Annotated in this window: 26 protein-coding genes; 15 read left to right on the top strand and 11 right to left on the bottom strand. The window is 57.3% G+C overall.

From position 1 onward, the window contains the following. The first annotated feature begins 3 nt into the window (after nucleotides 1-3). Nucleotides 4-993 carry an SDR family oxidoreductase gene (locus PQR63_RS09390; RefSeq protein WP_408167588.1) on the top strand — a complete coding sequence of 330 codons (990 nt, stop codon included), beginning with the start codon at nucleotides 4-6 and terminating at the stop codon, nucleotides 991-993. Here PQR63_RS09390 and PQR63_RS09385 read toward each other — a convergent pair. The 4 genes from PQR63_RS09385 to PQR63_RS09370 are packed head-to-tail and all read right to left on the bottom strand — an operon-like array spanning nucleotide 981 to nucleotide 4,045. Further along, nucleotides 981-1,817 (bottom strand): amidohydrolase family protein, encoded by an 837-nt coding sequence (locus PQR63_RS09385; RefSeq protein WP_408167587.1) that lies wholly within the window; start codon nucleotides 1,815-1,817, stop codon nucleotides 981-983. The two genes, PQR63_RS09390 and PQR63_RS09385, sit on opposite strands and share 13 nt — an antisense overlap. Before the next feature lie 25 nt (nucleotides 1,818-1,842). Continuing rightward, nucleotides 1,843-2,859, bottom strand: coding sequence for an NAD(P)-dependent oxidoreductase (locus tag PQR63_RS09380; protein ID WP_408167586.1), 1,017 nt, complete (start codon nucleotides 2,857-2,859; stop codon nucleotides 1,843-1,845). Between the two features lie 48 nt (nucleotides 2,860-2,907). Continuing rightward, nucleotides 2,908-3,534 (bottom strand): OmpA family protein, encoded by a 627-nt coding sequence (locus tag PQR63_RS09375; protein WP_408167585.1) that lies wholly within the window; start codon nucleotides 3,532-3,534, stop codon nucleotides 2,908-2,910. Further along, nucleotides 3,527-4,045 (bottom strand): FecR family protein, encoded by a 519-nt coding sequence (locus PQR63_RS09370; RefSeq protein WP_408167583.1) that lies wholly within the window; start codon nucleotides 4,043-4,045, stop codon nucleotides 3,527-3,529. The genes PQR63_RS09375 and PQR63_RS09370 overlap by 8 nt, the downstream gene beginning before the upstream one ends. A 362-nt stretch (nucleotides 4,046-4,407) precedes the next feature. Between PQR63_RS09370 and PQR63_RS09365 the strand changes: the two genes are divergently transcribed. Beyond that, the gene (locus tag PQR63_RS09365; protein WP_094562916.1) at nucleotides 4,408-4,932 is read left to right on the top strand and encodes a hypothetical protein; all 525 of its coding nucleotides are present in this window, start codon (nucleotides 4,408-4,410) and stop codon (nucleotides 4,930-4,932) included. Nucleotides 4,933-5,023: 91 nt separating this feature from the next. Here the strand turns inward: PQR63_RS09365 and ppk2 are convergent, their stop codons facing one another. Both ppk2 and PQR63_RS09355 read right to left on the bottom strand, forming a co-directional pair. Further along, entirely contained in the window at nucleotides 5,024-5,932 is a 909-nt protein-coding gene (ppk2, locus tag PQR63_RS09360) for a polyphosphate kinase 2 (protein ID WP_408167582.1), read from the bottom strand. A 141-nt stretch (nucleotides 5,933-6,073) separates the two neighbouring features. Then, nucleotides 6,074-6,277 carry an oxidoreductase-like domain-containing protein gene (locus tag PQR63_RS09355; RefSeq protein WP_408167784.1) on the bottom strand — a complete coding sequence of 68 codons (204 nt, stop codon included), beginning with the start codon at nucleotides 6,275-6,277 and terminating at the stop codon, nucleotides 6,074-6,076. Between the two features lie 278 nt (nucleotides 6,278-6,555). On the opposite strand from PQR63_RS09355, the gene PQR63_RS09350 reads away from it, so the two are divergent. Continuing rightward, complete coding sequence (locus PQR63_RS09350) at nucleotides 6,556-8,133, top strand: sensor domain-containing diguanylate cyclase (protein ID WP_408167581.1); 1,578 nt, start codon at nucleotides 6,556-6,558, stop codon at nucleotides 8,131-8,133. Between the two features lie 8 nt (nucleotides 8,134-8,141). Beyond that, entirely contained in the window at nucleotides 8,142-8,372 is a 231-nt protein-coding gene (locus PQR63_RS09345; protein WP_408167580.1) for a DUF3820 family protein, read from the top strand. A gap of 22 nt (nucleotides 8,373-8,394) precedes the next feature. Here the strand turns inward: PQR63_RS09345 and PQR63_RS09340 are convergent, their stop codons facing one another. Next, a complete protein-coding gene (locus PQR63_RS09340; protein WP_408167579.1) occupies nucleotides 8,395-9,477 on the bottom strand; it encodes a calcium:cation antiporter in 1,083 nt (360 codons plus the stop codon). 199 nt (nucleotides 9,478-9,676) lie between these two features. Continuing rightward, nucleotides 9,677-10,447 (bottom strand): type I methionyl aminopeptidase, encoded by a 771-nt coding sequence (gene map, locus PQR63_RS09335; protein ID WP_408167783.1) that lies wholly within the window; start codon nucleotides 10,445-10,447, stop codon nucleotides 9,677-9,679. Nucleotides 10,448-10,816: 369 nt separating this feature from the next. Between map and PQR63_RS09330 the strand changes: the two genes are divergently transcribed. The 3 genes from PQR63_RS09330 to PQR63_RS09320 all read left to right on the top strand — a co-directional run bounded on the left by PQR63_RS09330 (nucleotide 10,817) and on the right by PQR63_RS09320 (nucleotide 14,184). Then, on the top strand, nucleotides 10,817-12,571 hold the full coding sequence (locus tag PQR63_RS09330) for a methyl-accepting chemotaxis protein (protein ID WP_408167578.1): 1,755 nt from the start codon (nucleotides 10,817-10,819) through the stop codon (nucleotides 12,569-12,571). Nucleotides 12,572-12,658: 87 nt separating this feature from the next. After that, complete coding sequence (locus tag PQR63_RS09325; protein ID WP_408167576.1) at nucleotides 12,659-13,615, top strand: chemotaxis protein; 957 nt, start codon at nucleotides 12,659-12,661, stop codon at nucleotides 13,613-13,615. Between the two features lie 209 nt (nucleotides 13,616-13,824). Continuing rightward, nucleotides 13,825-14,184 carry a hypothetical protein gene (locus PQR63_RS09320; RefSeq protein ID WP_408167575.1) on the top strand — a complete coding sequence of 120 codons (360 nt, stop codon included), beginning with the start codon at nucleotides 13,825-13,827 and terminating at the stop codon, nucleotides 14,182-14,184. Between the two features lie 55 nt (nucleotides 14,185-14,239). Here PQR63_RS09320 and PQR63_RS09315 read toward each other — a convergent pair whose 3' ends face one another. Next, entirely contained in the window at nucleotides 14,240-15,763 is a 1,524-nt protein-coding gene (locus tag PQR63_RS09315) for a sensor domain-containing diguanylate cyclase (RefSeq protein WP_408167574.1), read from the bottom strand. Between the two features lie 283 nt (nucleotides 15,764-16,046). Here PQR63_RS09315 and PQR63_RS09310 point away from each other — a divergent pair, with 283 nt between their 5' ends. From PQR63_RS09310 to PQR63_RS09300, 3 genes are all read left to right on the top strand, one after another. Continuing rightward, nucleotides 16,047-17,174 carry an NAD(P)/FAD-dependent oxidoreductase gene (locus tag PQR63_RS09310; RefSeq protein WP_408167573.1) on the top strand — a complete coding sequence of 376 codons (1,128 nt, stop codon included), beginning with the start codon at nucleotides 16,047-16,049 and terminating at the stop codon, nucleotides 17,172-17,174. A gap of 153 nt (nucleotides 17,175-17,327) precedes the next feature. After that, nucleotides 17,328-17,903 carry a TetR/AcrR family transcriptional regulator gene (locus tag PQR63_RS09305; protein WP_408167572.1) on the top strand — a complete coding sequence of 192 codons (576 nt, stop codon included), beginning with the start codon at nucleotides 17,328-17,330 and terminating at the stop codon, nucleotides 17,901-17,903. Between the two features lie 128 nt (nucleotides 17,904-18,031). Next, nucleotides 18,032-19,264: an MFS transporter gene (locus PQR63_RS09300; protein WP_408167571.1), complete on the top strand. Its 1,233-nt coding sequence runs from the start codon at nucleotides 18,032-18,034 to the stop codon at nucleotides 19,262-19,264. Between the two features lie 64 nt (nucleotides 19,265-19,328). Here the strand turns inward: PQR63_RS09300 and PQR63_RS09295 are convergent, their stop codons facing one another. After that, on the bottom strand, nucleotides 19,329-20,495 hold the full coding sequence (locus PQR63_RS09295) for a mandelate racemase/muconate lactonizing enzyme family protein (RefSeq protein ID WP_408167570.1): 1,167 nt from the start codon (nucleotides 20,493-20,495) through the stop codon (nucleotides 19,329-19,331). A 121-nt stretch (nucleotides 20,496-20,616) separates the two neighbouring features. On the opposite strand from PQR63_RS09295, the gene PQR63_RS09290 reads away from it, so the two are divergent. From PQR63_RS09290 to groL, 3 genes are all read left to right on the top strand, one after another. Beyond that, nucleotides 20,617-21,582, top strand: coding sequence for a LysR family transcriptional regulator (locus tag PQR63_RS09290; RefSeq protein ID WP_408167569.1), 966 nt, complete (start codon nucleotides 20,617-20,619; stop codon nucleotides 21,580-21,582). 171 nt (nucleotides 21,583-21,753) lie between these two features. Continuing rightward, a complete protein-coding gene (gene groES, locus PQR63_RS09285; RefSeq protein ID WP_007882171.1) occupies nucleotides 21,754-22,044 on the top strand; it encodes a co-chaperone GroES in 291 nt (96 codons plus the stop codon). Between the two features lie 114 nt (nucleotides 22,045-22,158). Next, complete coding sequence (gene groL, locus PQR63_RS09280) at nucleotides 22,159-23,811, top strand: chaperonin GroEL (protein WP_408167568.1); 1,653 nt, start codon at nucleotides 22,159-22,161, stop codon at nucleotides 23,809-23,811. 149 nt (nucleotides 23,812-23,960) lie between these two features. Here the strand turns inward: groL and PQR63_RS09275 are convergent, their stop codons facing one another. Continuing rightward, the gene (locus tag PQR63_RS09275) at nucleotides 23,961-24,536 is read right to left on the bottom strand and encodes a methylated-DNA--[protein]-cysteine S-methyltransferase (RefSeq protein WP_408167567.1); all 576 of its coding nucleotides are present in this window, start codon (nucleotides 24,534-24,536) and stop codon (nucleotides 23,961-23,963) included. A gap of 362 nt (nucleotides 24,537-24,898) precedes the next feature. Between PQR63_RS09275 and PQR63_RS09270 the strand changes: the two genes are divergently transcribed. Both PQR63_RS09270 and PQR63_RS09265 read left to right on the top strand, forming a co-directional pair. Continuing rightward, nucleotides 24,899-25,948, top strand: a complete 1,050-nt coding sequence (locus tag PQR63_RS09270; protein WP_408167566.1) for a methionine ABC transporter ATP-binding protein — start codon at nucleotides 24,899-24,901, stop codon at nucleotides 25,946-25,948. Continuing rightward, nucleotides 25,938-26,591, top strand: a complete 654-nt coding sequence (locus PQR63_RS09265) for a methionine ABC transporter permease (protein WP_094562901.1) — start codon at nucleotides 25,938-25,940, stop codon at nucleotides 26,589-26,591. The genes PQR63_RS09270 and PQR63_RS09265 overlap by 11 nt, the downstream gene beginning before the upstream one ends. The last annotated feature ends 48 nt before the right edge of the window (nucleotides 26,592-26,639 follow it).

The raw sequence follows: 26,639 nt of genomic DNA, 5'->3' as shown, positions 1-26,639 counted from the left end.
GCCATGCACTACTTTCACACCGCCCCCGCTGCACCCACTGTACCCTTGCGCCGGGTTGTCATCGCCGGGGCTAACGGCCCTACTGCCCGTCTGCTGATGCTGTTGCTGCGCGATGCCGATGTGCATGTCACCGCGCTGGTGCGGCAACCGCTGCGGCTGATCGCTGACGAAGTTGTCACCGACTGGACGCGCAGCGAACGCAGCTTTGAAGTCATCGCGGAAGCCGATGCCGTCATCCTGCTGACCGGCGTTGTTGCCGCCAACAACTGGGATGCTTATCGGGAAGGCATGGTCGATACCGCCGAACGCATCGCCGCTGCGGTGGGCGAGCGCGACACGCGTGTGATTTACTTCTCTCACGTCGGTGCACACGTCACTGAAGACAACTGGTATCTGAAAGCCAAGGGATTGGCGGAACAGGCACTGGCACGTCTGAGCAATGCGGTGATCTTTCGCCACGGCCCGGTGGTGCGCGGCAGCCCGCAACCGCTACCGTTTGAACTGTCGCTGCAACAACGCGCGCCCGATGTCCCGGTGACCGTGTATGGCAGCGGCGAACAGCGTTGCCGGCCGATCAATCTGGGCGACATCGCCACCATTGCAGAAGCCGCTGCACTGGGTGCCGGCAGTGCGGGCACCTATGAATTGGGCGGCCCTGACGAGCACAGTCTTAAGGAGCTGGTACAACTGGTCAACGGCAGGCAGGTGCCCATACAGACCATCGCTGTCGCACAAGCAGGCGACAATGCCGAGCTACCTGCCACGATGATCGATCTCATCGCCAGAACGCGGGTGCCGCGTGACGTCGAAGCGACGGCAGCACACTTCGGCATGCAGCTCACACCGTTGTCGCTGGCATGGCCGCTGGATGATCTCTATGAAGTTGACGATACAGAAGATCACACGATGCAAGCAATGGCAAAGGCAATTGCAGGAGTCACAGCGGCACAAGGCAACTGGCCTGTGTTGCCGCAATACGCTCAGAATCCGTAAAGCGCTGCCGGGTTGTCGACCAGAATGCGCTTGCGTATTTCTGCCGAAGGCGCCCAGACCGGCAACAGATCCAGCAGCGCGCGATTGGACGGCTGGGGGTTTCGCCCCGGATGCGGCCAGTTGCTGGCCCACAGGCAGCGTTCCGGATAGGCATCGACGAAGGTCTTGGCCAGCACGCTGACATCGTCATAAGCTGGCGCGCCGGTTTGTGACGTCTCGTAGGGGGCTGACAGCTTGATCCAGCAGCGCCCTGTATCGAGCAAGCGCAACAGGCTTTTCATGCCGGGATGATCCGGCTTGACCGGCGTGAGAAATTTGCCGTTGTGGTCGATGACGACGCGGCATGGCAGCGACTTCAGCAGGTCTTCGTATTGTTCAAAATCACGGCCGTCGATTTGCAGATTGATGTTCCAGTTCAGCGGCGCAATCTTTGCAGCGATAGTCTCCAGCATGTCCCAACGCATCACGCCGCCACCATTGGCGATCATCATGAAGCGCACACCGCGTACGCCGGCGGCATCCATCTGCGTCAACTCAGCCTCGGTGACATCGGGTGCAATTGCCACGATGCCGCGCGCGTTGCCGTCTGCCTGTGTCAGTGCATCGAGCGTGCAGCGATTGTCGAAGCCATAACCGGTCGGCTGCACCACCACTGCACGGGTCAGCCCCAATGCCTGCTGCTCGCGCCGATAGTCTGACCATAGGGCTTGCGGCGGCCTGGATAAGGCCGTCGGTGCCAACTCAAAACGAGTGTAATCGTAGATGTGGATGTGACAATCGCAAGCCCCTTCGGGCATGTCGTTTGCCTGTGCTGTTGCGGCCATGGGATGTCTCCGTTGAACTATGCTTTTATGTAGCGGCTGAGGGTCGTAACAGCCGCAACAGTCGCAACAGCCGCGTCGCCTGATCCGCATTGACCGCGCCTTCCGGCATGCGTCCCGCAACGATGGCGGCGACTTGATTGACCGTGTCCATGGCTTGATGCTCAGCCGCCTGTGGTGTGAGTCCGCCAATATGCGGCGTGGCGATCACACGCGGATGGCGAGCCAGCTGCGGCGACGGCATCTGGTCGGGCGCCATGCCGACATCAAGAGCGCAGGCCGTAATGACACCATGATCCAGCGCATGCAACAAGGCCGCTTCATCCACCAGTTCACCGCGCGAGGCATTGATGAAAAAGGCCGACGCCTGCATCTTGGCAAACGCGGCGGTGTTGAACATGTGCGCAGTCTCCGCATTGGCCGGCGCCAGGCAGACGACGTAATCGGATGTCGCCAGCAAGGTGTCGAAATCGACAGCAACCTGCGCCGGATCATCTATACGTGCATAAGGATCGGCCACCAGCACCTTCATCCCAAGCGCTTGCGCGATACGGCACAAATACTGACCAATGGTGCCGTAGCCCGCCACACCCAGTGTCGCGCCGCGCAATTCACGGCCCATTCTGACGGCCGGCACAATGCCGTTGCGATAATCCAATACGGCATCGCTGATATTGCGGCTGAGGTCAAACATGGCAGCCAGCACCCACTCTGCGACCGAGGCTGCAAAGCCCGGCGTGGCGTGTGTCACCAGTACGCCGTTGCGGCTGGCGGCAGCAACGTCGATGGTGCGGATGTCTACGGCGCCGCGACAATAAGCAACCAGTTGCGGCAGATTGTCGAACAATTCTGCTGTCGCAGCGGGAATACGCGGTGCGACGATGATGTCGCAACCGGCAGCTTCACGCACCAGATCGATGGGCGTCAGCGCCACTTCACTCTGATTCAATCGTACCTCGCCGAGCGCTTGCAAACGCGTCAGGGCGCGCTCGCCATAATAGTTGACGCGCGTTTGCGGCGAATACGCCAGATAGATAATGGCCATGTCTCTGAATGTGGTGAAACTTATGATGCGGCGTTTTGTTAGCGGCTCTTAGCGCAGCTTGATTTCTACGTAACGATTACCCGGTTCCGGCACACCCTTCTTCGCAGGGACACGCGGTTCGCGCGATCCCTTGCCGATCACCTCGATGCTGATCAGATTGACTTTAGCACGGATCAATTCGCGCTCGATCAGCTTGGCGCGTCGCACCGACAGCGTGTCGTTGAAGGCATCGTTGCCGATGTTGTCGGCATGGCCGATGACGATGAATTCGCCAGCGGGGAATTGCTTGAATTCTTCAATCGCCTGATCGAGAAATTTGCGGGCGGCGGGCGTGAGGCGGTCGCGCCCCAGCTCGAACAACAAGACATAGGTGCGAGGCCGCAAGGGCAAATTATCCATCACCGGTGCATAGCGCGCCTGCACCTGGGCTTCGTTCAGGGTCAGCGTCTTGCCGGCTTTGCCACCGTCGGTTTCCACCGAGGCGTACGGCGTGGTCAATGAGGTCTCGCCGACATTGGTCTTGACCACGATGCTGCTGGATGAACCATCCGGCTGCGGCAACAGGACAAAACGCTCCTTCGGCCCGGCGCAACCGGTCAGGAACACAAAACCCGCGAGACAGCTCCAGAATGCAAGGAGCTTACCCAGGCGTGTACCGCCGCTACGCTTATTCACTGGCCACGTCCACGATGAAGTCGGTGCCGCGTATGCCGATGGTGGCCGTGGGCGTAATGACTTGCTGGCGCTCCGGCGCGTGCTTGCCGATCAGGCCGGTGACGTAGCGCAAGGTGCCCTTGACCACGCGCACGGCAACGTTGCCTTCACCAGAGCTTTCGTTGAAATTGTATTGTTCGAGCACGAAGGTGCTCTTGGGTCCAAGCGACACCAGCGTGTCGTCGCGCAAGGTTATGCCGACTGCAGCGCCATCGGCGGTGACGACGCGATCACCGGAGAACAGGCGATCGCCGACGTGGGCAAATATTTGTGGAGAAGCGGCTTGTGGAGAGGTCGCCTCTGCAGGCTTTTGCACCGCGCCCTGACGCAGCACTTGCACGTCGCCGCGCACCACCTTGATGATGCCGGCCTGAACGTAGTCCTGCACCTCAGCGTACGCGATTGGACTAACGCAAACCAGCGCGACAGCTAATCCCCACGACCGCTGAAACGAAACGATTCCCTGCCCCATGATGCCTGCCTTTTTATTGTTGCGATCGGGTTGAACGGGGCGTGATACGAGACATGAGTGACATGCGTGACACAAGAGCGCGGCATTCCCCGGTTGCCTTTGCTGTAGGACATTATAGCCGCAATATTTCCGCACGACATGATTGTATTTTGCCAACATCAGCCATGGGAGAGGCTTTGCGCCGACCAAGAAAAAAATTCTGCATAAAATAAGGGCAAATTTCCCGCCTGCCCTGTCAATCTCTGCGCGAGAAGAGGATAATGGAGGGTCAAACTGATTTTTCAGGCTGGCCGCCACGGATTGCTGATTTCCTCCTCCGATCCCCTCGCGCGCGGTCGCCATCATTACTGGAAGTACATATTTTGACTACGACAAGAAGCAAACGCTGGAACGGCAATATCGAATCCCTGAAGGCCGACTACCTGACCGGTGTCATCACCCAGATGGATACTTACGGCGATCGCGTGCAGTTCGCGCTGGTCACATCGGGCAACGGCCCGCGCTATCAGCTCACCAACAGCGCCGGCAAGAAGATGGCCTTCGACGGCAACCATCACCTGCATCATCCTGAAGAAGCCGAGTTCGCCCCTGGCAACTCCACCGGCGTATTCACCCTGGAACAGATCAAGCTGGCCAAGGTCGGCGGTCTGAAGCCGGCACGTACGATGAGCACCGGCACCGTCAAGCGCGCCAGCACCACGCGCGCGCCAAGCGCAGCAACCCGCGCCAAGGATCTGGTCGACAGCGAGAAGTATGAATACTTCAAAGCCAATCGCTCCACGCTGCCTGACACCATCGGCGAGCACTCCACGGAAATCACTGCCATGATGCGTGCCGGCATGTCGGCGGAACAAGCGTTTGGCGAAGTGCTGAAAAAGTATTTCTGAGCGATCCTGCGATCCTCTGCACAATAAAAAACGGGAGCCTCGGCTCCCGTTTTTTATTGCATCACCACCTCTGCTACGCTGACAGAAACAATCAATACACTTCCGGCACCACGATTTCGCTCGATACTTCGCGGCGGAAGTAGTCGTCGTGACGCACGCGTTCAGGCAGCGAGATCGGCGAATGTTCGACTTCACCGTACGGCATTTGACCCAGCAAGTGATGGATGCAGTTCAGGCGCGCTTTTTTCTTGTCGACGGCCTGCACGACCCACCATGGCGCTTCAGGGATGTGGGTGCGCTCCAGCATGATTTCCTTGGCCTTGGTGTAATCCTCCCAACGGCGACGCGATTCCAGATCCATCGGGCTGAGTTTCCACTGTTTCAGCGGATCATGGATACGGCTCAAGAAGCGCATGTGCTGCTCTTCGTCGGTGATGGAGAACCAGTATTTGATCAGCTGAATGCCGGAGCGCGCCAGCATGCGCTCGAACTCCGGTGCAGAGCGGAAGAATTCTTCGTACTGATCATCCGTGCAAAAACCCATGACGCGCTCGACACCGGCGCGGTTGTACCAGCTGCGGTCGAACAGCACGATCTCGCCTGCGGCAGGCAGATGCGAGATATAGCGCTGAAAATACCATTGCGTGCGCTCGCGGTCGTTCGGCGCCGGCAAAGCGGCAACACGGCACACGCGTGGATTGAGGCGCTGAGTGATGCGCTTGATGACGCCACCCTTGCCTGCTGCATCGCGGCCTTCAAACAGGATCACCACCTTGTGGCCGGTGGCGACCACCCAATCCTGCAGCTTGACCAGTTCAGCCTGGAGGCGGAACAGTTCGCGGAAATACAGACGGCGATCTTCCTTGTCCTGCTCGCTGCGGGCATCCACGCCTTCAGCCAGCTCTTCGATCGTGCGATCCTCGATTTCCAGTTCCAGCTCTTCATCATAGCTGTCCGCCAGTTCACGGTGGATGCGGCGCACCAGTTCTTCGTCGTTCATTTTTTCTCCATCTGGGTCTGAACCGGTCTGGCAGACCGGCGCCCGGTTTGTCGGTCAGGGTACTGTCAGAACTTACACGAAGAATATGACCCTCAAATGACAGAGGACTTCTATCGACCGTTGCAGGAGCTTGCCGGACTGCTATTTGGCGCGCTTGGACGGTTTATGGCTGGTGGTAGCGGCGTCCCGACGTGCTTGCCATTCCTGTAAGGCTAGTCGATAACGCTCCAATGCATCCTGATAAATATCAAAAATGCAGGGATCGCAACCGCTCTGACAGCAATCTTCCAGCTGAGGCTCTATCGGCGGTGTCGGTGGCGGGTCGTTGTCGATCTGTTCGGGCATGAAAACACTGGAAAAGGTGTGACGAGATTCAATTATAAAGTCGCGATCAGGCATTGCTGAAAATCAATATATTTGCCGTAAAGTCGCGCTCACAAAGAAACAATGCTTTGTTGTCGCAAGCTTGCCGTGGCACTGTGGATAATTTGCCCATAGAGAACAAACTACCGCGAATTTGACACATATTTCTAGTAGCATGGAAGTCACAGACGCTTGCCATTCCCATAGTGGGCGACGAGACAGCGCACGCCGGCAAGCCGATAATAACTATGATGCCTGTTATGACCGTAATACGACGATTGAAAAACCTCAGCACCGGAAACGCGGGTGAAACACCCCCGATCGTTTTCAGGGCAAAGATTTTCTTCTTTCTCGTCTGCCTGTCGCTGCTCTCCGTCGATGGCTGGCAAGCATGGAAGAACCGCACCGTGCAGTTGCGCGACACGGAAACCACCATGGTCAACATGGCCCGCGCACTGGCTCAGCATGGCGACGACACACTGAAAGCCGCCGATCTGATTCTCAGCGGCGTCATCGAACTGATGGCGGCGGACGGTCTTACCGAAAAGATGAAACCGCGCCTGCACCAATTGTTGAAGTCGCGCGTCGCCGAATTGCCGCAACTGGCAGGCCTGTTCGTACTCAATGCCGACGGCTATGCGATGGTCGACTCCAACGAAGTCCTGTTCAGCAACAACGTGAACGATCGCAATTATTTCCAATACCATCGCGACCATGCCGACCTCGGGCCGTACGTCGGGCCTTTGGTCAAGAATCCTGCCGGCGCCTGGCGATTGACGGTATCGCGCCGCATCAACAATCCCGATGGCAGTTTCGGCGGCGTGGTGCTGGCAGCGATCGACATCGACTACTTCCGCAACTTCTACAACACCTTCAACATCGGCGAGAGCGGTCTGATCATCCTTGGCCTCAACAACGGCACCCTGCTGGTGCGGCGGCCGTTCTTTGACAAATATGTCGGTTCGGATCTGCGCAAGGTGCCGATCTTCCGCGACTACGTCACCAAGAACCACGATGGCACGCACACCGCCCCCTCCACCGTGGACGGCAAGGACAAGATCAACGCCTACCGGCACTTCAACCAGTTCCCGATGTTTATCGCGATTGCCTTGTCCAAGGACGAGGTGCTGGATGGCTGGATTGATGACACCTTGCGCCATACGGCAGCCATTCTCATCCTGATCCTGATCCTGGCGGTACTCGGCAACTGGCTGTTGAGCCAGATCAAGTTGCGCCTGGAAACCGAAGCCAAGCTTGTCATCGCGCACGACAATCTCGATCAGTTGAACAAGCACCTGCAGAATCTGGCATTGGAAGACGGTCTGACGGGGCTGGCGAACCGGCGCCATTTTGACATCGCACTCAACGAAGAATTTGCACGGGCATTGCGCAATAGAGAAACGCTGGGCCTGATCATGATCGACGTCGACTGGTTCAAGCAATACAACGACATTTACGGACACCGTGCGGGCGACGATTCTCTGCGCCGCATCGCCGACATGATCAAAGCAGTGCCGCAACGCACAGGCGACCTCGCTGCGCGCTACGGCGGCGAAGAAATGGTTGTGCTGCTGCCGCAAACAACGCTGGAGTCAGCAGCCATCATCGCCGAACGCTTGCGCGCCGACATTGCTGCGCTCGATATCCAGCATGCCGCCAGTCCGTTGACCATCGTCACCATCAGCGTGGGCGTTGCCGTCATTCGTCCGAGCTTGCAATCAGATACGCCGGATCAACTGGTCGAAGAAGCTGATCGCGCGCTTTATATCGCTAAAGCCAAGGGCCGCAATAATGTCGCGCGCAGTGACGAGGTCAAGACCGAAACCTCGCTTTCCTGAACTTCACGATGAATCAAGAACACCTGTTGAAACTGGTCTGCATGGAAATGCCCTATGGCAAATACAAAGGCCGCCTGCTGGCCGACTTGCCGGGACATTATCTGGGATGGTTTGCGCGTGAAGGATTTCCGCGCGGAGAGTTGGGCAGCTTGCTGGCGCTGATGTATGAACTTGATCACAATGCGCTGCGCCCGTTGCTGGATCCGCTACGCAAGGATCAGCAGAACCTGAGACGCTGAAGCGTCCCAGGGTCCATGTCCGTCAGGGCACGATCGTGGTGAACAGATACACCGCAAAAATCACCAGATGCACCATCCCCTGCATCACCGTCGTGCGACCGGTACTCAGCGAAAAACCGGCGACGATAAACGACAGTAAGAGCAGCACTGTCGATTTGATATCAAGTCCCAGTGACAAGGTCCAGCCGGTCGCCAGCGATACTACCGCCACAGCAGGAATCGTCAGGCCGATACTCGCCAGCGCGGAACCGATCGCCAGATTGAGGCTGGTCTGCAAGCGGTTGGCGCGCGCCGCACGCACCGCCGCCAAGCCTTCCGGCAACAGTACGATGGCGGCAATGACAATACCTACCACCGATTTAGGTGCGCCGAGACTGTCGAGTGCAGTTTCCAGTGTTGGCGCCAGCGCCTTGGCCAGCAACACCACTGCACCCAGGCAAGCCAACAGCAGCACCGCGCTGGTGATGGCAACCTTGTTGGATGGCGGCTCCGCATGCGCTTCTTCATTGGAGGCCGCATCGGCAGGCAGGAAGTAGTCGCGATGGCGCACAGTCTGCACCAGCACGAAGGTGCCGTACAACACCAGTGAAATCACGGCAATGAACGCCAACTGGCTGGGGCTGTAGAAAGGGCCGATCTTGGTCAGGGTGTAGTTCGGCAAGACCAGTGTCAACACCGCTATTGCAGCCAGGGTCGCCAACGATGCGCTGACGCCATGCTGGCCAAATGATTGCTCGCGGTGGTGACTGGCGCCGACCAGCAGACAAATGCCGACAATGCCGTTGAGGATGATCATGATGGCCGCAAACACCGTATCGCGCGCCAGCCCGGTCGTGGCTTCACCGCCGGACAGCATCAACGACACGATCAGCGCCACCTCAATCAGCGTCACCGCCAGCGCCAACACCAGCGTGCCAAATGGTTCACCGACTTTGTGCGCCACCACCTCGGCGTGATACACCGCCGCCAGCACGGATGCCATCAGACCGATCACCAGCAGGATGGCGAACCAGCCACCTGGCTGCAAACCATTGACGGCATAAACCAGCCAGCCAATGACGGGCGAAGCAATGGACCAGAGCGGCAGCGACGGGGAAATTTTCATGGGCGATGATCTATCGGTGTCAGAACGGTGGAAAAGAAGGGCAACCGCCGCGAAGAGGTCACACATGAAATGTATGCCATACCCTGCGGCAAGAAATGATAACCGATAGACGTGCTACATCCGGCAAGGAATGCAAACACGGTTGCATGGGAAACGCAGCTGGCGGATCTGAGGCTAATTGATGAAGCGACTTAGCGGCTTATTTCTTCGGCCAGGCCGTCAGGATCTCAGCGCCATCAGCGGTCACGGCAATCATGTGCTCCCACTGCGCCGATAAGGAACCGTCGCGTGTGACAACAGTCCAGCCGTCGTCCAATTGCTGCACGCCACGCGCGCCCAGGTTAATCATCGGTTCGACGGTAAACGTCATGCCCTCGCGCAGCAGCAGGCCGGAGTTGCGTGTGCCATAGTGCAGCACCTGTGGCTCTTCGTGGTAGACCTTGCCGATGCCATGGCCGCAATATTCGCGCACCACCGAATAACCGGCGCCTTCGGCCAATGTCTGGATCGCGTGGCCGACGTCGCCAAGCCGCGCGCCGGGGCGCACCACGGCAATCCCCGCCAGCATCGCGTCGAGTGTCACCTGCACCAGGCGCTGTGCTTCCGCCGACGGCGTGCCGGCAAAATACATGCGGCTGGTATCGCCATGCCAGCCGTCCTTGATGACGGTGACGTCGATATTGATGATGTCGCCGTCCTTCAAGACCACTTTGCTGCTGGGAATGCCATGACACACCACGCTATTGACCGAGGTACACAAGGTCTTTGGAAAGCCGTGATAGCCGATATTGGCCGGCGTGGCCTTCTGCACTTTGCGGATGTAATCATGGCAGCGGCGATCCAGCTCTTCGGTCGTCACGCCCGGCACCACATATTCGCCGATCATCTCCAGCACATCTGCGGCCAACCCTCCGGCCACACGCATCATGGCGATCTGTTTTTCAGTTTTGATGGAGACTGCCACGACGATCCTTGGTTTGGTTGAAGCCGCTATTATCCCCGATCACATCACTCTGCGCAGCGTTGTGCGGAGTTGCCTCATATTGCCTTCGAGAAAACTGCAACGTTCTTTTCGCTCTCAACGACAGAGTTGCTTTTCCGCTATCAGGAAAACACTGATACCCGAGAGTATGTCACTCCCCTAAGCTGGCAATACATCGGGCATAGCGGAATTATCACCTGCTCGGCGTCCGAGTTGCCTTCTTCATCACACCAGCTCGAACGTCCCCGCAGGATCCCTGCCTGATGGCCAGACATTTTCATCCGCTGCCAACTGGTATCGGAATGCTTTCAGCGCCCCTAATGCAGTCTGTCGCCCCTCGTCCGCCTGGAGAAAAAAATGAAGTGGTTCTACGATCTGAAAATTTCAAAAAAACTGATCTCGGTGTTCTGCATCGTCATCGCACTGGAAGCCGCACTTGGCGCCTTCGCCATCCGCGAACTGGGCCGCGTGAACCAGGCCTCGACCGACATCGCCAGTAATTGGCTACCGGCTATCCGCACGCTGTCGCAAATGAAACTTTCGCTGTCGCGCATTCGCAGTTTCGAATTGCAACATATCCTTGCCTCTACACCACAGGAATTCGAAGAGATTGAGAAGAATGCCGACAAGCAAATCGCCAATCTGAAAAAGCAACAGGACGAATACCTGAAGCAAATCAGCGAACCGGAAGAACGCGCAATCTATCCTGAAGTGGAAAAAGCGATTGCCGTGTTCCTTGTCGAACACAAGAAAATCCTCGACATCTCGCGCACCAACAAGAACGAAGATGCACGCGCCCTGCTCAAGGGTGAGTCGACCAAGGTCTATCGTAACCTGCTGGATCAGGTGGAAAAATTGGTCGAAGTCAACGAGAAAGGGTCCGATAAATCGAGCGCCGACGCCGATGCGACGTATGCCAGCGCAAAACTGTGGATCATCGCCATGCTGGCAATCTGCATGGTCATCGCCATGACACTGGCAGTCTGGATCTCTCGCGTGATTTCCAAGCCGCTCGGTGCTGCCGTCGAGGTGGCGCAGCGTGTCGCCGATGGCGACCTGACTGCGGACATCCAACTGGCCGGCAAAGATGAGACCGGTCAATTGCTGCACGCACTCAAAGGCATGAACGACAACCTGATGAAGATCGTCGGCGAAGTACGCACCGGCACCGACACCATCGCCACGGCCTCCAACGAAATCGCCAGCGGCAATATGGATCTGTCGTCGCGTACGGAACAACAAGCCGGTTCGCTGGAAGAAACCGCCTCGGCCATGGAAGAACTCACCTCCACCGTCAAGCAAAATGCCGACAACGCACGTCAGGCCAACCAGCTTGCAGTCACCGCGTCGGAAGTCGCCAGCGCGGGCGGTGAAGTGGTCGGGCAAGTGGTCAACACCATGGGTTCAATCAATGAATCATCGCGCAAGATTGTCGACATCATCAGCGTCATCGACGGCATCGCTTTCCAAACCAATATTCTGGCGCTGAATGCCGCTGTCGAAGCAGCACGTGCCGGCGAGCAAGGCCGCGGCTTTGCGGTCGTGGCCAGCGAAGTACGCAGCCTGGCGCAACGCTCGGCCTCAGCCGCCAAGGAGATCAAGATCCTGATCGACGACTCGGTCGCCAAGGTCGACATCGGCAGCAAACTGGTCGAACAAGCCGGCACGACCATGGAGGAAGTGGTCAACAGCGTCAAGCGCGTGACTGACATCGTCAGCGAAATCACTGCCGCCAGTCATGAGCAAAGCCAGGGCATCGAACAGATCAATCTTGCGATCACACAAATGGATGAAGTGACGCAACAAAACGCCGCACTGGTTGAGCAAGCCGCCGCCGCTGCGCAATCGATGCAGGAACAAGCCGGACGTTTGTCGGAAGTGGTCGGCGTATTCAAGCTCGACGAACGCAACGCGGTCAGCAAGTCTGCCGGCAATCCCGTCTCTAAAGCCATGCCCAAACGCACTATCGACATTACGCCGCCAGTACGTCGAGTTGCCGCTAAACCCGCCGCGCCTCTCATGCGCGTCGTCAAGGGTGGTGGGCAGCCTCAGCCAGCGCTCAAATCATCGGCTGTGCCGAAGGACGATCCGGGCTCCTGGGAACAATTCTGAAATAAGTATTAACGACGCATAAGCAAAGTATCAATGCAGCATCACGCCCAAATGCCAGCAACACCAAACCAACAATGAGGCCACCCCATGGACGCATTCCAAAAAGAAATTGATGAACGTACCAACCTGACCAGTAGCAACAAATTCGAATTGCTGCTGTTCCGCCTCGGCAGCCCGGCTGGCGACAGTCCCGGCGAATTGTTCGGGATCAATGTTTTCAAGATCCGCGAGATTGTGCCGATGGTGCCGATCACGACGGCGGCCGGCACCAAGTCGCCCATGCTGGGCATGGTCAATATCCGCGGGCAGGTCATTTCCGTCATTGACTTGCCGGCGGTGACCGGTTGCACGCCGAAGACCGGCCTGAACATCTTGCTGATCACCGAATACGCCCGCAATACGCAGGCCTTCGCGGTGGAATCGGTGGAAGAAATCGTGCGTCTGGACTGGAGCCAGGTGCTGTCGGCAGAATCCAGTGCCGGTGGCGATATGGTGACCAGCATCGCGCGCCTGGATGCCGATGTCGATGGTAGTCGCCTGGTGCAGGTGCTGGATGTGGAACAGATTCTGGACATGACGTCACCGGTCAAGCGTTCTCTCGATCGCGATCACAGCAACGAACTCAAGGATCTGATCAAGCCGGGCTCGATCGTGCTGGCGGCAGATGACTCGAAGGTGGCGCGCGCAATGATTGAAAGCGGTTTATCGACGCTGGGAGTGCCTTACGTGATGACAAAGAGTGGCAAAGAAGCCTGGGAAAAATTGCAGTCGCTGGCAGTCGAAGCGCAGCGCGAAGGCAAGCAGATCGGCGACAAGGTTGCACTCATGCTGACCGATCTGGAGATGCCGGAGATGGATGGATTTACGCTCACGCGCAACATCAAGAGCGACCAGCGCTACAAGACGATTCCGGTGGTCATTCACTCCTCACTGTCGGGTTCCGCCAACGAAGATCACGTCAGAAGCGTCGGCGCCAACGGTTATGTTGCCAAGTTCGCCATTGAAGAGCTTGCAGCGACATTGAAGAAGACTTTGCTGCACTAAACCGCGTCTCCCTATTTTCGGCATGAGATGCCGCGTTTCGGGTCACATCGTCAGGGTCATAAAGTGCATCTCATACCGGAAATAAGGAATTCCCCGATACCGAACACTCGCTCTTTTTTTTATCATTTAGTCATCAGCTTAACCCTGCCGATGCCCACGCTGATAACCCTCCCGGGCCCCGGCGCACCACTTAGCGAGTAGCCTAAAAAATGAAATTTCTAGCCGAGTTATTGCAACAAGACATGTTCGTCGCCGTGGTGTCCTACCTCAGCATCGGACTGGTCTTTCTGGTCTTTTTTTACTATCGCGAGCGAAAGTGGGAAAACGATCTGGCGCAATATCAGATCGTGGAAATGGCGAAGGTCGTTAATGACGTGCAGGCGAAGAACAACGTCTACCCTTTCAATCGTGCGATGGATGGCAGGTCGTTTTCCTCGATAGCACAGAGTGGTGAAATGCAAGTCGTTGAAGGCGAGATCATCGAACCCGTTGCTGAACCTGTCTTTAAACCTGTTCCTGAGCCTGTCGTCGCTGCCAAAACGGTAGAGAAAACAATCGCTCGCCACTGAGAATATCTACCGGATATCCGGCACGCTTCATCCTCTGCAACTGATGCTCGGCAACTCACACCTCAACACGATCACGACCGCCGGCCTTGGCGCGATACAGCGCCTGGTCTGCGGCCCCCACCAGCGTAGACGTCGTCGCACCACGCCGGGCCTGATTGAATGATCCGATACCAAGACTGATCGTCACCATGCCATCAGGATTGGACGCATGCGGAATGGCCTGACGGCGCACTTCCTGCCTGATCTGCTCCGCCACGATCAGTGCGCCTGCTTCGTCGCAATTGGGCAGGATCATCGCAAATTCTTCTCCACCGTAACGCGCCGCCAGATCACCGGGACGGCGCTCACCGCTCAACATGGCCTGCCCGATCTTGCGTAGACATTCATCGCCGGACAAATGCCCGTACATGTCGTTGTACAGTTTGAAGTGATCGACGTCGATCATGATGAGAGAAAGGCTTTCGCCTTTTCTTATCGCGCGGCCCAGTTCGCGCGCCAGCGCCCCATCAAAGTGACGACGATTGGCGAGTCCGGTCAGACCGTCTTGCATGGCGAGCCGCTCGAGCGTTCGATTGAGCGCCTCCACCTGGGCTCGCGCTTCATTGGCTTCGATCTCGGCCATCGCGCGCTTGTCAATTTGCCGCACCATTCGATGGCCGACCACGACAAAACAGGTCACCAGAAACAACACGCCGGCCATGTGCATGTAGGCGTCGGCGCGCCACTCCTCAAGTACCTCATCTTTCGACAATGCCACCGCGACGAACATCGGATACGTCGGCAAATGGGTGTAGCCGTTGACGCGCAAGACCCCATCTTGTGAGGATTTGATCAGCGCGACGCCGCTGGAGTGTCGGGAGGCATGATCACGGTATATCGATGCTGATGCCATGCTTTTTGAAATCGAATCTTCACGCAGCGGGCGCCGGAACATCATGGTGCCGTTGTTGAGCGCAAGCAGAATCGCTCCCGATTTGCCGATGTTGAAGCTGTCATAAAAACGCTGAAAGTAATCCATCTCGATCGTCGCCAACACCACGCCGCCGAAGCTGCCGTCCGCATTGTTGATGCGCCGTGTGATGGTGGCGATCCACTTGCCGCTGGAACGACTCTTCACCGGCATGCCGATATAAGGCCCGGTATCGCTGTGATCGCGGTGATAGATGAAATAATCACGGTCTGCATTGTTGAGGCTGCGATCGGTGACGGGCTGAGAATTGACGATCCAGCGACCGACCGGGTCGTAGATAAAAATCCCGCCCAATTGCGGCAACTCTTTTACCCGCAACATCAGCAAGCGATGCAGCCGTTCCACTGCCGCAGGCTGAAGGCCATCGTAGCGAATACGCTCCAGCAAGCCGATCAACACCGTATCAGCCTCCTTGAAGGTGTCGTCAGCATGTTGCGCCAGCGCGCGTGCCATGTTGGTCACGGTCACGCCGGCTTCCCTCTCCTCGATGACGCGGGCTTGCCAGGTACGCCACGCATCCAGTCCGATCAGCGAAATACAAGCCAGCAGGACAAATGCCGCTGCCAGCAATGCTGTGGAAGAACGCTTGTATCCGGCGTATCGGACCATATATCTCCGTCTCTATTGTTCAAGCAACGAATGAACATAAACGAACGTCGTCGGGCTACGGCGAGGCTCTTATTAATTGTTGTTATGAAGCCTGGATCGGAGCTGACCAGCCATGAAGCCGGTATGTTTTTCATTTATAACATTCTTGCCGGTAGCCGCCTAGTGCAGCTGATGAATACGCTTAATGCGCATCGCGCCAGAAGCGCATCAGCCACGCTAAAATGACGGCTTGCCTGATTGGAGTACATCTTGTTCATCACCTTGTTCGCAGCCTTTTTACCTCATGAGTGACCGCATCGACTGCGTCGTCATCGGTGCCGGTGTCGTCGGCCTGGCGATCGCGCGCGCCTTTGCGCTGGCCGGACGCGAAGTTGTCATTGTCGAAGCCGACAACAGCATCGGCAGCGGCATCAGTTCACGCAACAGCGAGGTGATCCATGCGGGAATTTATTACCGTCCCGGCTCGCTCAAGGCCAGGCTATGTGTCGAAGGACGTGCGCTGCTGTACCGCTACTGCGAAGAACGCCACGTCGCCCATCAGCGCTGCGGCAAATTGCTGGTTGCCACCAGTGCAGAACAGGCCGAGCGTATGCAGGCCATTGCCGCGCACGCCGCGCAGAACGGCGTACATGACCTGACCACGATAAGCAGCACACACGCAAAAGAACTGGAGCCGGCATTGGATTGCGTCGGCGCTTTGCTGTCCCCCTCCACCGGCATCGTCGACAGCCATGGACTGATGCAACAACTGCTTGCCGACGCAGAGGCGCACGGCGCCGTCCTGGCGCTGCAAAGCCAGGTTGTCGCAGCGCGCCGTACCGGTGACAACATCACGCTGGATGTGGTCACGACAGACGGCGATCAGGTGCAATTGTCCGCCGGCCTGGTGATCAATGCAGCCGGTCTGGCGGCGCCGCGGCTGGCGCGCTGCTTTGAAGGGCTAGCGTCCGAACATATCCCGACCGCTTATTTCGCCAAGGGCAATTATTTTTCGCTGAGCGGCAAGACGCCGTTTTCACACCTGATTTATCCGCTACCCGAAAACGGTGGATTGGGCGTGCATCTGACGTTGGATCTGGCGGGCCAGGCGCGCTTCGGTCCCGACGTGGAATGGCTGGACGTCAAGGATGACCGGGACTTGGACTATGCCGTCGATCAGCGCAGATCGGAGCGCTTTTACGCGGCAATACGGCGCTATTGGCCCGCATTACCGGATGCGTCCCTGCAGGCGAGCTATTCCGGCGTACGCCCCAAACTCACCAGCACGAGCAAGGAAGAGGATTTCCTCATCAGCGGGCCCGCACAGCATGGCTATACCGGGCTGATCAATCTGTTCGGCATCGAGTCGCCGGGACTGACGTCGTCATTGGCGATTGCGCAGTATGTACTTGCCGAAAGCGAAGCAGCATGACACTCAGGCTACGTTCCCCAACGTTTCTACAACGACAACACATGCTTTGACCACGCCCGGACAAAGCATGTAGACAACCGGCAACATCGCGTTTTTCCAACAATGTGAAAAACGAAGCTTGATTTTTAAGACGACTGGTCATATTATTCGGTCATGGCTAAGTTAAACACCCGCGACCAAATCTTCGATGCTGCGCTGAAATTGTTATCAGAGCGCGGCTACAACGCATGCAGCGTGCAGGACATCACTACTGAAGCAGGCGTACCGAAGGGTTCGTTTTACAACCACTTCGAGAGCAAAGAAGTGCTGGGTGCGGAAATCGTGGCGTATTACGCCAGCCGCAGCAAGATGCGCGAAATCCTGGTGGACGACGCCGTACCGGCGCTGGAACGCCTGCACCGCTACTTCACCGCGCTCAACGACAGGCTGGTGGATCGCGGTTTTCAGCATGGCTGCATGATCGGCAACATGAGTGCAGAGATGTCGGAACAAAGCGCGCTGATCCGCGAAGAACTGATAAAGATCTATTCAAACTGGTCGGGCAAGTTGGCCTATGCCATCGCTGCAGGTCAGAAAGAAGGCTCGATTCCGACGCAGATGAGCCCTGAAGCGCTGGCTGGTTTTCTGCTCAACGCCTGGGAAGGCGCGGCGCTGCGCACACGCGTGGAGCGCAACAAGGATGCCTTCGATCAGTTCATGGATCTGGCCTTCAACAAGATGCTGAAGTAGAACAAAGAATTTGCAGAGTTTGCAGTAACGCCGCCTTGGCAAGAAAGAGTAGAGGCGGCATTTTTTTCATCGAATTTAAGACGACTGGTCATTTTAAAAATCTGTTTATACCTTTTTGTGAGAACGCCATGAGCACATCTTCCACTTTATCCCCCGCCCCTGCGGGCGCATCGGGTAGTAATGCCCCTCTGTATTGGCTGGCACTCGGCACCTTTGCCGTTGGCGCCGAAGGTTTCATGATTGCCGGCATCCTGCCGACCGTTGCCCGCGATCTGGGCGTCAGCGTCGCCGTTGCCGGACAACTGGTAGTGGCCTTCACCGCTGCGTACGCTCTCAGTTCACCCATCCTGACTGCGCTGACCGGCGCCATCAATCGCCGTGGTCTGCTGATCGGCGCAATGACCGCATTTACGCTGGCCAATCTGCTTGCCTGGCAAGCCACCGGCTACTGGTCACTGATGACGGCGCGGATCCTGCTGGCATTTGCCGCTGGTCTCTATGTACCGAATGCCATGGCTCTGGCCGGCGCACTGGTCGCACCAGAACGCCGCGGCAGCGCGCTGGCGCTGGTCAGCGGCGGCATCACCGTCGCCGTCGCACTAGCCGCGCCGCTGGGCACCGTGATCGCGGACAAGCTTAGCTGGCGCATGACCTTCGCCGGTGTGGCGATCCTCGCAGCGCTGGCAACCATCGGCCTGTTGCGCGGATTGCCACACGGCATTGGCGCCAACCTGCCGGTCGCCAGCCTGCGTGAGCGCGTAATGGCTGCACGTGACCCAGCAGTACTGCGCGCCTTGCTGACCACGCTGTTGTGGGCTACCGGTGCTTATGCGATGTACACGTATTTTGCGCTGTACCTGAATCAAGTCACCGGCATCCACGGTACGCATGTGGGTTATGTGCTGTTCGCCTGGGGCATCTCGGCCGCCATCGGCGTCATGGCCGGCGGCAAGATTGCCGATCGCGTCGGCTTTCAGCGCGTGACCGGTCCTGCATTGATGTTCCTGATCGCCGCTTTTCTGACGCTGGTGGCGATTGCGTATCTGCTGCCGCCAAACGTGGCGGTACTGCCGGTGTTTGTCTCGGTGATCGTCTGGGGTATTGCGGGTTGGGCGTTTTATCCGGCACAGCAAACCAATCTGATCCACATCGCCGGCATCAAGCTGGCGCCGATTGCGCTTTCGCTGAATGCCTCGTTCATGTATCTGGGTTTTTCGCTGGGCGCCAGCGCAGGTGCGATCACTGTCGCTGACGGTTCGGTACGCAATCTGGGATTGGTGGCGGCAGCCTTCGTGATCGGTGCATTGTTGATGAAGCGTAGCGCTGCACGCCGCACTGCTGCCCGCGCTTCGGCAGCGTAAATCAGAGACAGACAAAAGCGCCACGCTGCCTCGATTGTCCGGCAGCGTGGTGTGATTCAAGGCATCAGGCCGAGAGCTTCTGCATTTGCAAATACAAATCAGCCTTGCCTTCAAACCCGATGCCCGGCAGATCAGGCATGGTGATATAGCCGTTCTGCACCTTGACGCCATCCGGGAAACCACCATAAGGCTGGAACAGATCCGGATAGGATTCATTGCCGCCCAGGCCGAGACCGGCCGCAATGTTCAGCGACATCTGATGGCCGCCGTGCGGGATGCAACGGCTGGCCGACCAGCCGTGTTCCTTGAGCATGTCCAGCGTGCGCAGGTACTCCACCAGCCCGTAACTCAGCGCACAGTCGAACTGCAACCAGTCACGGTCCGCGCGCATGCCGCCGTGGCGGATCAGGTTGCGTGCATCTTGCATGGAGAACAGGTTCTCGCCAGTCGCCATCGGATTCTTGTAGTAATTGCGCAGCGTCGCCTGCAACTCGTAATCCAGCGGATCGCCCGCCTCTTCATACCAGAACAGATCATATTGCGAGAGTGCTTTGGCATACTTGATCGCCGTATCCAGATCGAAACGGCCGTTGGCATCGACGGCGAGTTTCTGACCGTCTTGCAGCACGCTCAGGATGGAATCGATGCGGCGCAGATCTTCATCGAGCGAAGCGCCACCGATCTTCTTCTTGACCACGGTGTAACCGCGATCGATGTAGCTGCGCATCTCATCCTTGAGCTTTTCGTGATCCTGATTCGGATAGTAGTAACCACCCGCCGCGTAAACGAACACCTCGCGATCCGGCACGCCGTTGCCGTAACGGTCGGCCAGCAACTGAAACAATGGCTTGCCTTCAATCTTGGCGACGGCGTCCCACACCGCCATGTCGATGGTGCCGATGGCGACCGAGCGTTCGCCATGGCCGCCAGGCTTTTCATTGGTAAACATCGTCGCCCAGATCTTGTGCGGGTCGAAATTGTCGCCGGCGTCGTTGACCAGCGATGCAGGATCGGCTTCCATCAGGCGCGGGATAAAACGCTCGCGCATCAGCTTGCCCTGGCCGTAGCGGCCGTTGGAGTTGAAGCCGTAGCCGACCACCGGCTTGCCGTCGCGGATGACGTCGGTAATGACGGCAACCAGGCTCAGCGTCATTTTGCTGAAATCAATATAGGCATTGCGGATCGGCGAGCTGATCGGCATGGTTTGTTCGCGAATTTCAACGATTCTCATCAGGATCTCCTCAGCACCGTTCAAGCGATGCATGTTGTATGTGAATGGATGTAGAAGCGCTAGCTTATTCGCGGAAGACCGGCCTATACTTCACCAAAAATCAGATGATTATTAACTTTTGGTGAAAAACGACCTCGCTTCCGAATTGGAATTTTTTGTCCTGATTGCCCGCCACGGCAATCTGTCCGCCGCTGCGCGCGCACTCGACATCACCCCGCCCGCGGCCACCAAACGCCTGTCGCAGATGGAAAGCCGGCTCGGCGTGCGGCTCCTCAACCGCACCACGCGGCGCATCAGCCTGACCACCGAGGGCGAAACCTATCTCGCCCACGCCACGCGCATTCTTGCCCAATTGCGCGAAATGGAGGAAGCCGTCTCCAGCAGCAGCAGCGAGTTACGCGGCCCCTTGCGCGTCAACACCACGCTGGGTTTCGGCCGCACCACCATCGCCCCGCTGGTATCGGAATTCGCCAAATTGCATCCTTACGTCGAGATACAAGTCGAACTCACCGACCGGCCGGTCGACCTGGTCGACGGCGGCTTTGACATGGCCATCCGCTTCGGCGCGCTGCCCGATCAGCGCCTCAATGCGCGTTGCCTGATGACCAACCGCCGCTTCCTGTGCGCCTCGCCTTTATATCTGGCGCAATACGGTACCCCGACCACGCTGGCGGATCTCACCCATCACCGCTGCATCCTGCATCGCCAAAACGACGACGCCTACGGCATCTGGCGCTTCATGCATGAGCAGCACAATGAAGTCATGAAAGTACAGGGAACGCTGTCCAGCAACGACGGCGATATCGTACTGGGCTGGGCGCTGGACGGCCACGGCATCCTGATCCGCTCGGAGTGGGATCTGGCCAAATATCTCGAAAGCGGGCGCCTGAAGGTGGTGTTGCCTGAATTCAATCTACCGTCAGCCGATTTGTTTGTGTACTACGCTGGCCGCCTCAACCAGACGGCCCGGGCCCGGGCGTTCATTGATTTTCTCGTGGAATGTTTTCGCAAGGACAATTTCTCAACTCAGGCCGTGAGTGAAGTTCCGCGTCTATTTAATTCGCCCCTGAATCAACCCCGCTCTTGAAAAACCCCCACTCCGCCCCTATACTTAGCACTCGTTAGGGGAGAGTGCTAACAACTCCTCCTGGCCTACCCACTTTTCCGATGTGGCACGGATTTCTTGCTGCAGGGCTTAAGTACACTTTGCAGCAAAAGCCGCAATTATTTATAACTTATTGAATTTTAAGGAGTTTTCATGAGCCTTCGTCCTTTGCACGATCGCGTTATCGTCAAGCGTCTCGACCAAGAAACCAAGACCGCATCCGGTATCGTGCTGCCTGACGCAGCAACTGAAAAGCCAGATCAAGGCGAAATCCTGGCAGTCGGCAACGGCAAGATCCTGGATGACGGCAAGGTTCGTCCGCTGGCAGTCAAGGTCGGCGACCGCGTTCTGTTCGGTAAGTACTCCGGCCAAGCCGTGAAGATCGATGGCCAGGAACTGCTGGTCATGCGCGAAGAAGACCTGTTCGCCGTCGTCGAAAAATAATCGACCTCCTCTGCATTGGCGCGATGCAGACGCATTGCGCCGGCAGCGAACACTCGGATCGCAGCTGAACAAGCCGATTCAATCGCAATACAAACGAATTTTGGAGAATCCAACATGGCAGCAAAACAAGTAATTTTCGGCGATGACGCACGTGCAAAAATCGTCAACGGCGTCAACATCCTGGCAAACGCAGTTAAGGTAACTCTGGGTCCTAAGGGCCGTAACGTGGTTCTGGAGCGTAGCTTCGGTGCCCCAACCGTCACCAAGGACGGTGTTTCGGTTGCTAAAGAAATCGAACTGAAAGACAAGCTGGAAAACATGGGCGCGCAACTGGTTAAAGAAGTTGCCTCCAAGACTTCCGACAACGCAGGCGACGGTACGACTACCGCTACCGTGCTGGCACAAGCTATCGTTCGCGAAGGCTTCAAGTACGTTGCAGCAGGCTTCAACCCAACTGATCTGAAGCGCGGCATCGACAAGGCTGTTACCGCCATCGTCGCTGAAGTCAAGTTGCTGGCAAAGCCAACAACAACCAGCAAGGAAATCGCTCAAGTCGGTTCGATCTCGGCTAACTCGGATTCCGATATCGGCGACATCATTGCCAAGGCAATGGACAAAGTCGGTAAAGAAGGCGTCATCACCGTGGAAGACGGCAAGTCGCTGGAAAACGAACTGGACATCGTCGAAGGTATGCAATTCGACCGCGGCTACCTGTCGCCATACTTCATCAACAACCAAGAAAAGCAAGTTGTTGCTCTGGAAAACCCATTCGTCCTGCTGTTCGACAAGAAGGTTTCGAACATCCGTGACCTGCTGCCGATCCTGGAACAAGTCGCCAAGGCTGGCCGTCCACTGCTGATCATCGCTGAAGATGTCGAAGGCGAAGCACTGGCAACTCTGGTTGTGAACAACATCCGTGGCATCCTGAAGACTGCAGCTGTCAAGGCTCCTGGCTTCGGCGACCGTCGCAAGGCAATGCTGGAAGACATCGCTATCCTGACCGGTGGTCAAGTGATCGCTGAAGAAGTCGGCCTGACTCTGGAAAAAGCCACTCTGGCTGAACTGGGCCAAGCCAAGCGTATCGAAATCGGCAAGGAAAACACCACCATCATCGACGGTAACGGCGAAGCCATCGCTATCGAAGCACGCGTCAAGCAAATCCGCGCGCAAATCGAAGAAGCGACTTCCGACTACGATCGTGAAAAGCTGCAAGAACGCGTTGCCAAGCTGGCAGGCGGCGTTGCTCTGATCAAGGTTGGCGCAGCTACCGAAGTCGAAATGAAGGAAAAGAAAGCACGCGTTGAAGATGCTCTGCACGCTACTCGCGCTGCTGTTGAAGAAGGCGTTGTGCCAGGCGGCGGCGTTGCCCTGCTGCGCGCTCGCGCTAACGTCAAGAACCTGAAGGGCGACAATCCTGACCAGGAAGCCGGTATCAAGATCGTTCTGCGCGCTGTCGAAGAGCCACTGCGTCAGATCGTATTCAACGCAGGCGACGAACCTTCGGTCGTGATCAACGCTGTGTTGGCAGGCACTGGTAACTACGGTTACAACGCTGCCAACGGCACCTACGGCGACCTGGTTGAGCTGGGCGTTCTGGATCCAGCAAAGGTCACCCGCTCCGCTCTGCAAAACGCAGCATCGGTTGCCGGCCTGATCCTGACAACCGACGCATTGGTTGCAGAACTGCCAGAAGACAAGTCGGGCGGCGGTATGCCAGGCGGCATGGGTGGTATGGGCGGCATGGGCGGTATGGACGGCATGATGTAATTCGGCTGCGCCTGCATTCTCCGGAATGCGGGCGCACCGGAAGGCATCGCTTTCCATGTCAGCTTCGCGCTGTACAAAAAAAGGCCTCGATCAATCGAGGCCTTTTTCATTGTGCGGAGAATTTTCTACTTCTACATTGCCATGCGCTGTCAGTCCGCAAACAGCAAACTCTGATTCGGATCCGGCTGCTTGTGTTTGTTGCGACGCTTTTGCGGAACACCGGTGCCGGGCTTGTTGTGCAAGGCATGTGCACCTTCCAGTGTGAGCAGCAGCTCCTTGGCCTTGAGGCCGCCGGCAAAACCCGTCAGCTCACCTGAGGCGCCGATCACGCGATGGCATGGCGCGATGATGGAGATGGGATTTTTGCCGTTGGCCGCACCAACCGCGCGCACCGCCTTGATGTCGCCGAGCTCGCGAGCGATGTCGCCGTAGCTGCGGGTTTCACCGAAAGGAATGGTCAGCAAGGCGGCCCACACGCGCTTCTGGAAATCGGTACCGGTGAAATCCAGCTCTACATCAAAATGTTTGCGCTTGCCGGCGAAGTATTCGTTCAGTTGCCTCTCCGTCTCCAGCAGGACGGCGCTTTCAGGTTTCAGCGTCAGTTCACCAAGTTTTACTCTGGTCGGCTTGTCGTCCTCCCACAGAATGGCCGCAAGCTTCTCGCCCCGCCCTACCAAGGTCAACTGACCGACCGGCGACTCCATTGTTTTATAGACGTATGACATGCTTTTCCTTAGCTCCGACAACGGCAACGAACACGGTGACACTGATCCCGATGCCGGCTATCTTAGCCTGTGAAGACAGAACTTTCAGCGTAAGGGTTCAATGGCAGCAACTACGTACGGCAGCAATAAAATTGCTTTTAAACAATCCTGTTGAGGATCGTGCGGAGAATTTCATCCATTCTCGCCATTTGCGCTACAAAACCGCGTGGTTATGCCTTTTACTCATTAGGGAATATGCAAAATGTAGTTCCTCGTGTAACGAAATCCTCATAAAATCACGCTTCTATATAAAAAATATAGGCAGCAGGTGGCCCACGAGGCCGGTCTGCTGCCTTTTTCATTGCAACATGATCGAAAGCAATATGATTGAAATACGGGGGGTAACCCAACGCTTCCAAAGCGGCAACGGCACGGTTGACGCAGTACGCGACGTCAACCTGTCCATCCGCAAGGGAGAAGTCTTCGGCATCATCGGCCGCAGCGGCGCCGGCAAGAGCACACTGGTGCGCACCATCAACCTGTTGAATCGTCCGACCTCCGGCAACATCATCCTCGACGGCAAGGACATGACGACGCTGTCAGCCGATGACCTGCGCGATGCGCGCCGCCACATCGGCATGATCTTCCAGCATTTCAACCTGCTGTCTTCGCGCACGGTGTATGACAACATCGCCCTGCCACTGGAACTGGCCGGTCTGTCCAAGTCTGAGATCGCCAAGAAAGTAGAACCGTTGCTGGAGCTGGTCGGCCTGACCGCCCTGAAAAACCGCTATCCGGCGCAAATCTCCGGTGGCCAGAAGCAACGTGTGGGCATCGCCCGCGCGCTGGCCAACAACCCTAAAGTGTTGCTGTCAGATGAAGCCACTTCCGCACTTGATCCGGAAACCACACGTTCGATTCTCGAACTGCTGCGCAAGATCAACAAGGAACTCGGCCTGACGATCGTACTGATCACCCACCAGATGGAAGTCATCAAGGTGATCTGCGACCGCGTCGCAGTGATGGAGGCTGGCGAGGTAATCGAACAGGGTGAAGTGCTCGACGTGTTCCGCGAGCCCAAGCATGAAGTCACGCGCGCCCTGATCGGTGACGTGATCGCGCACGAACTGCCCAAGGGCGTGCTGGCACGCCTGCGCGAGCGTCTGGCCAATACCAAGGATGGCGCAGGCACTGATCACCTGTTCCGTTTTGCCTTCACCGGCTCGGGTGTGGATCAGCCGCATCTGTCGGAAGCGGTACGCCGCTACAACCTGGACTTCAACATCCTGCACGGTCAGATCGATGAAATCCAGGGTCAGGCTTTCGGCTCGCTGGCGATCCTTGCCAACGGCACCCCTGAGAACATTACCAATGCAATGAATTATCTGCGTGCGCAAGGCGTCGTGGTGGAGGAACTGAACCATGTCATCTGAACTGATTGATCTCTTTATCAGCTCCTTCGGCGAGACGCTGATGATGGTCGGCATCTCCGGCCTGCTGGGCGCAGTCTTCGGTGTACCACTGGGCATTGCCCTGCACCTGACCGAACGCAAGGGCATCCTGCCTAACATCGCGTTTAACCGCATCGCCGGCCTGCTGGTCAATGCCGTGCGTTCGACGCCGTTCATCATCTTGCTGGTGGCGGTGATCCCGTTCACGCGCTTCTTTGTCGGTACGTCAATCGGTACTGCCGCTGCGATCGTACCGCTGACGATTGCTTCGGCGCCGTTCATCGCGCGTCTGGTGGAAACCGCGTTGCGTGAAGTCGATCACGGTCTGGTAGAAGCCGCTCAGGCCATGGGTGCAACCACCTGGCAAATCATTTATAAAGTATTGGTACCGGAAGCGTTTGCTGGTATCGTCGCGGGTCTCACGATCACCTTCGTCAGTCTGGTCGGCTACTCGGCCATGGCCGGTGCGATCGGCGGCGGCGGCCTGGGCGACCTCGGCATCCGCTACGGTTATCAGCGCTTCCTGCCGGAAGTCATGCTGGCGGTGGTGCTGATCCTGATCGTATTTGTACAATTGGTGCAAACACTGGGCGATGTCCTGGTGCGACGCCTGAGCCATCGCTAAACGCCAAGGCAACACGCGTCATTAAAACAATAGTGCAGCTATCCGCTG

Source organism: Herbaspirillum rhizosphaerae, from assembly GCF_046025915.1.
GTDB classification, from domain to species: Bacteria; Pseudomonadota; Gammaproteobacteria; order Burkholderiales; family Burkholderiaceae_D; genus Herbaspirillum; species Herbaspirillum rhizosphaerae_A.
Note: the sequence above shows the minus strand (reverse complement) of the source record. Positions and strands in the feature narration are given on the sequence as shown.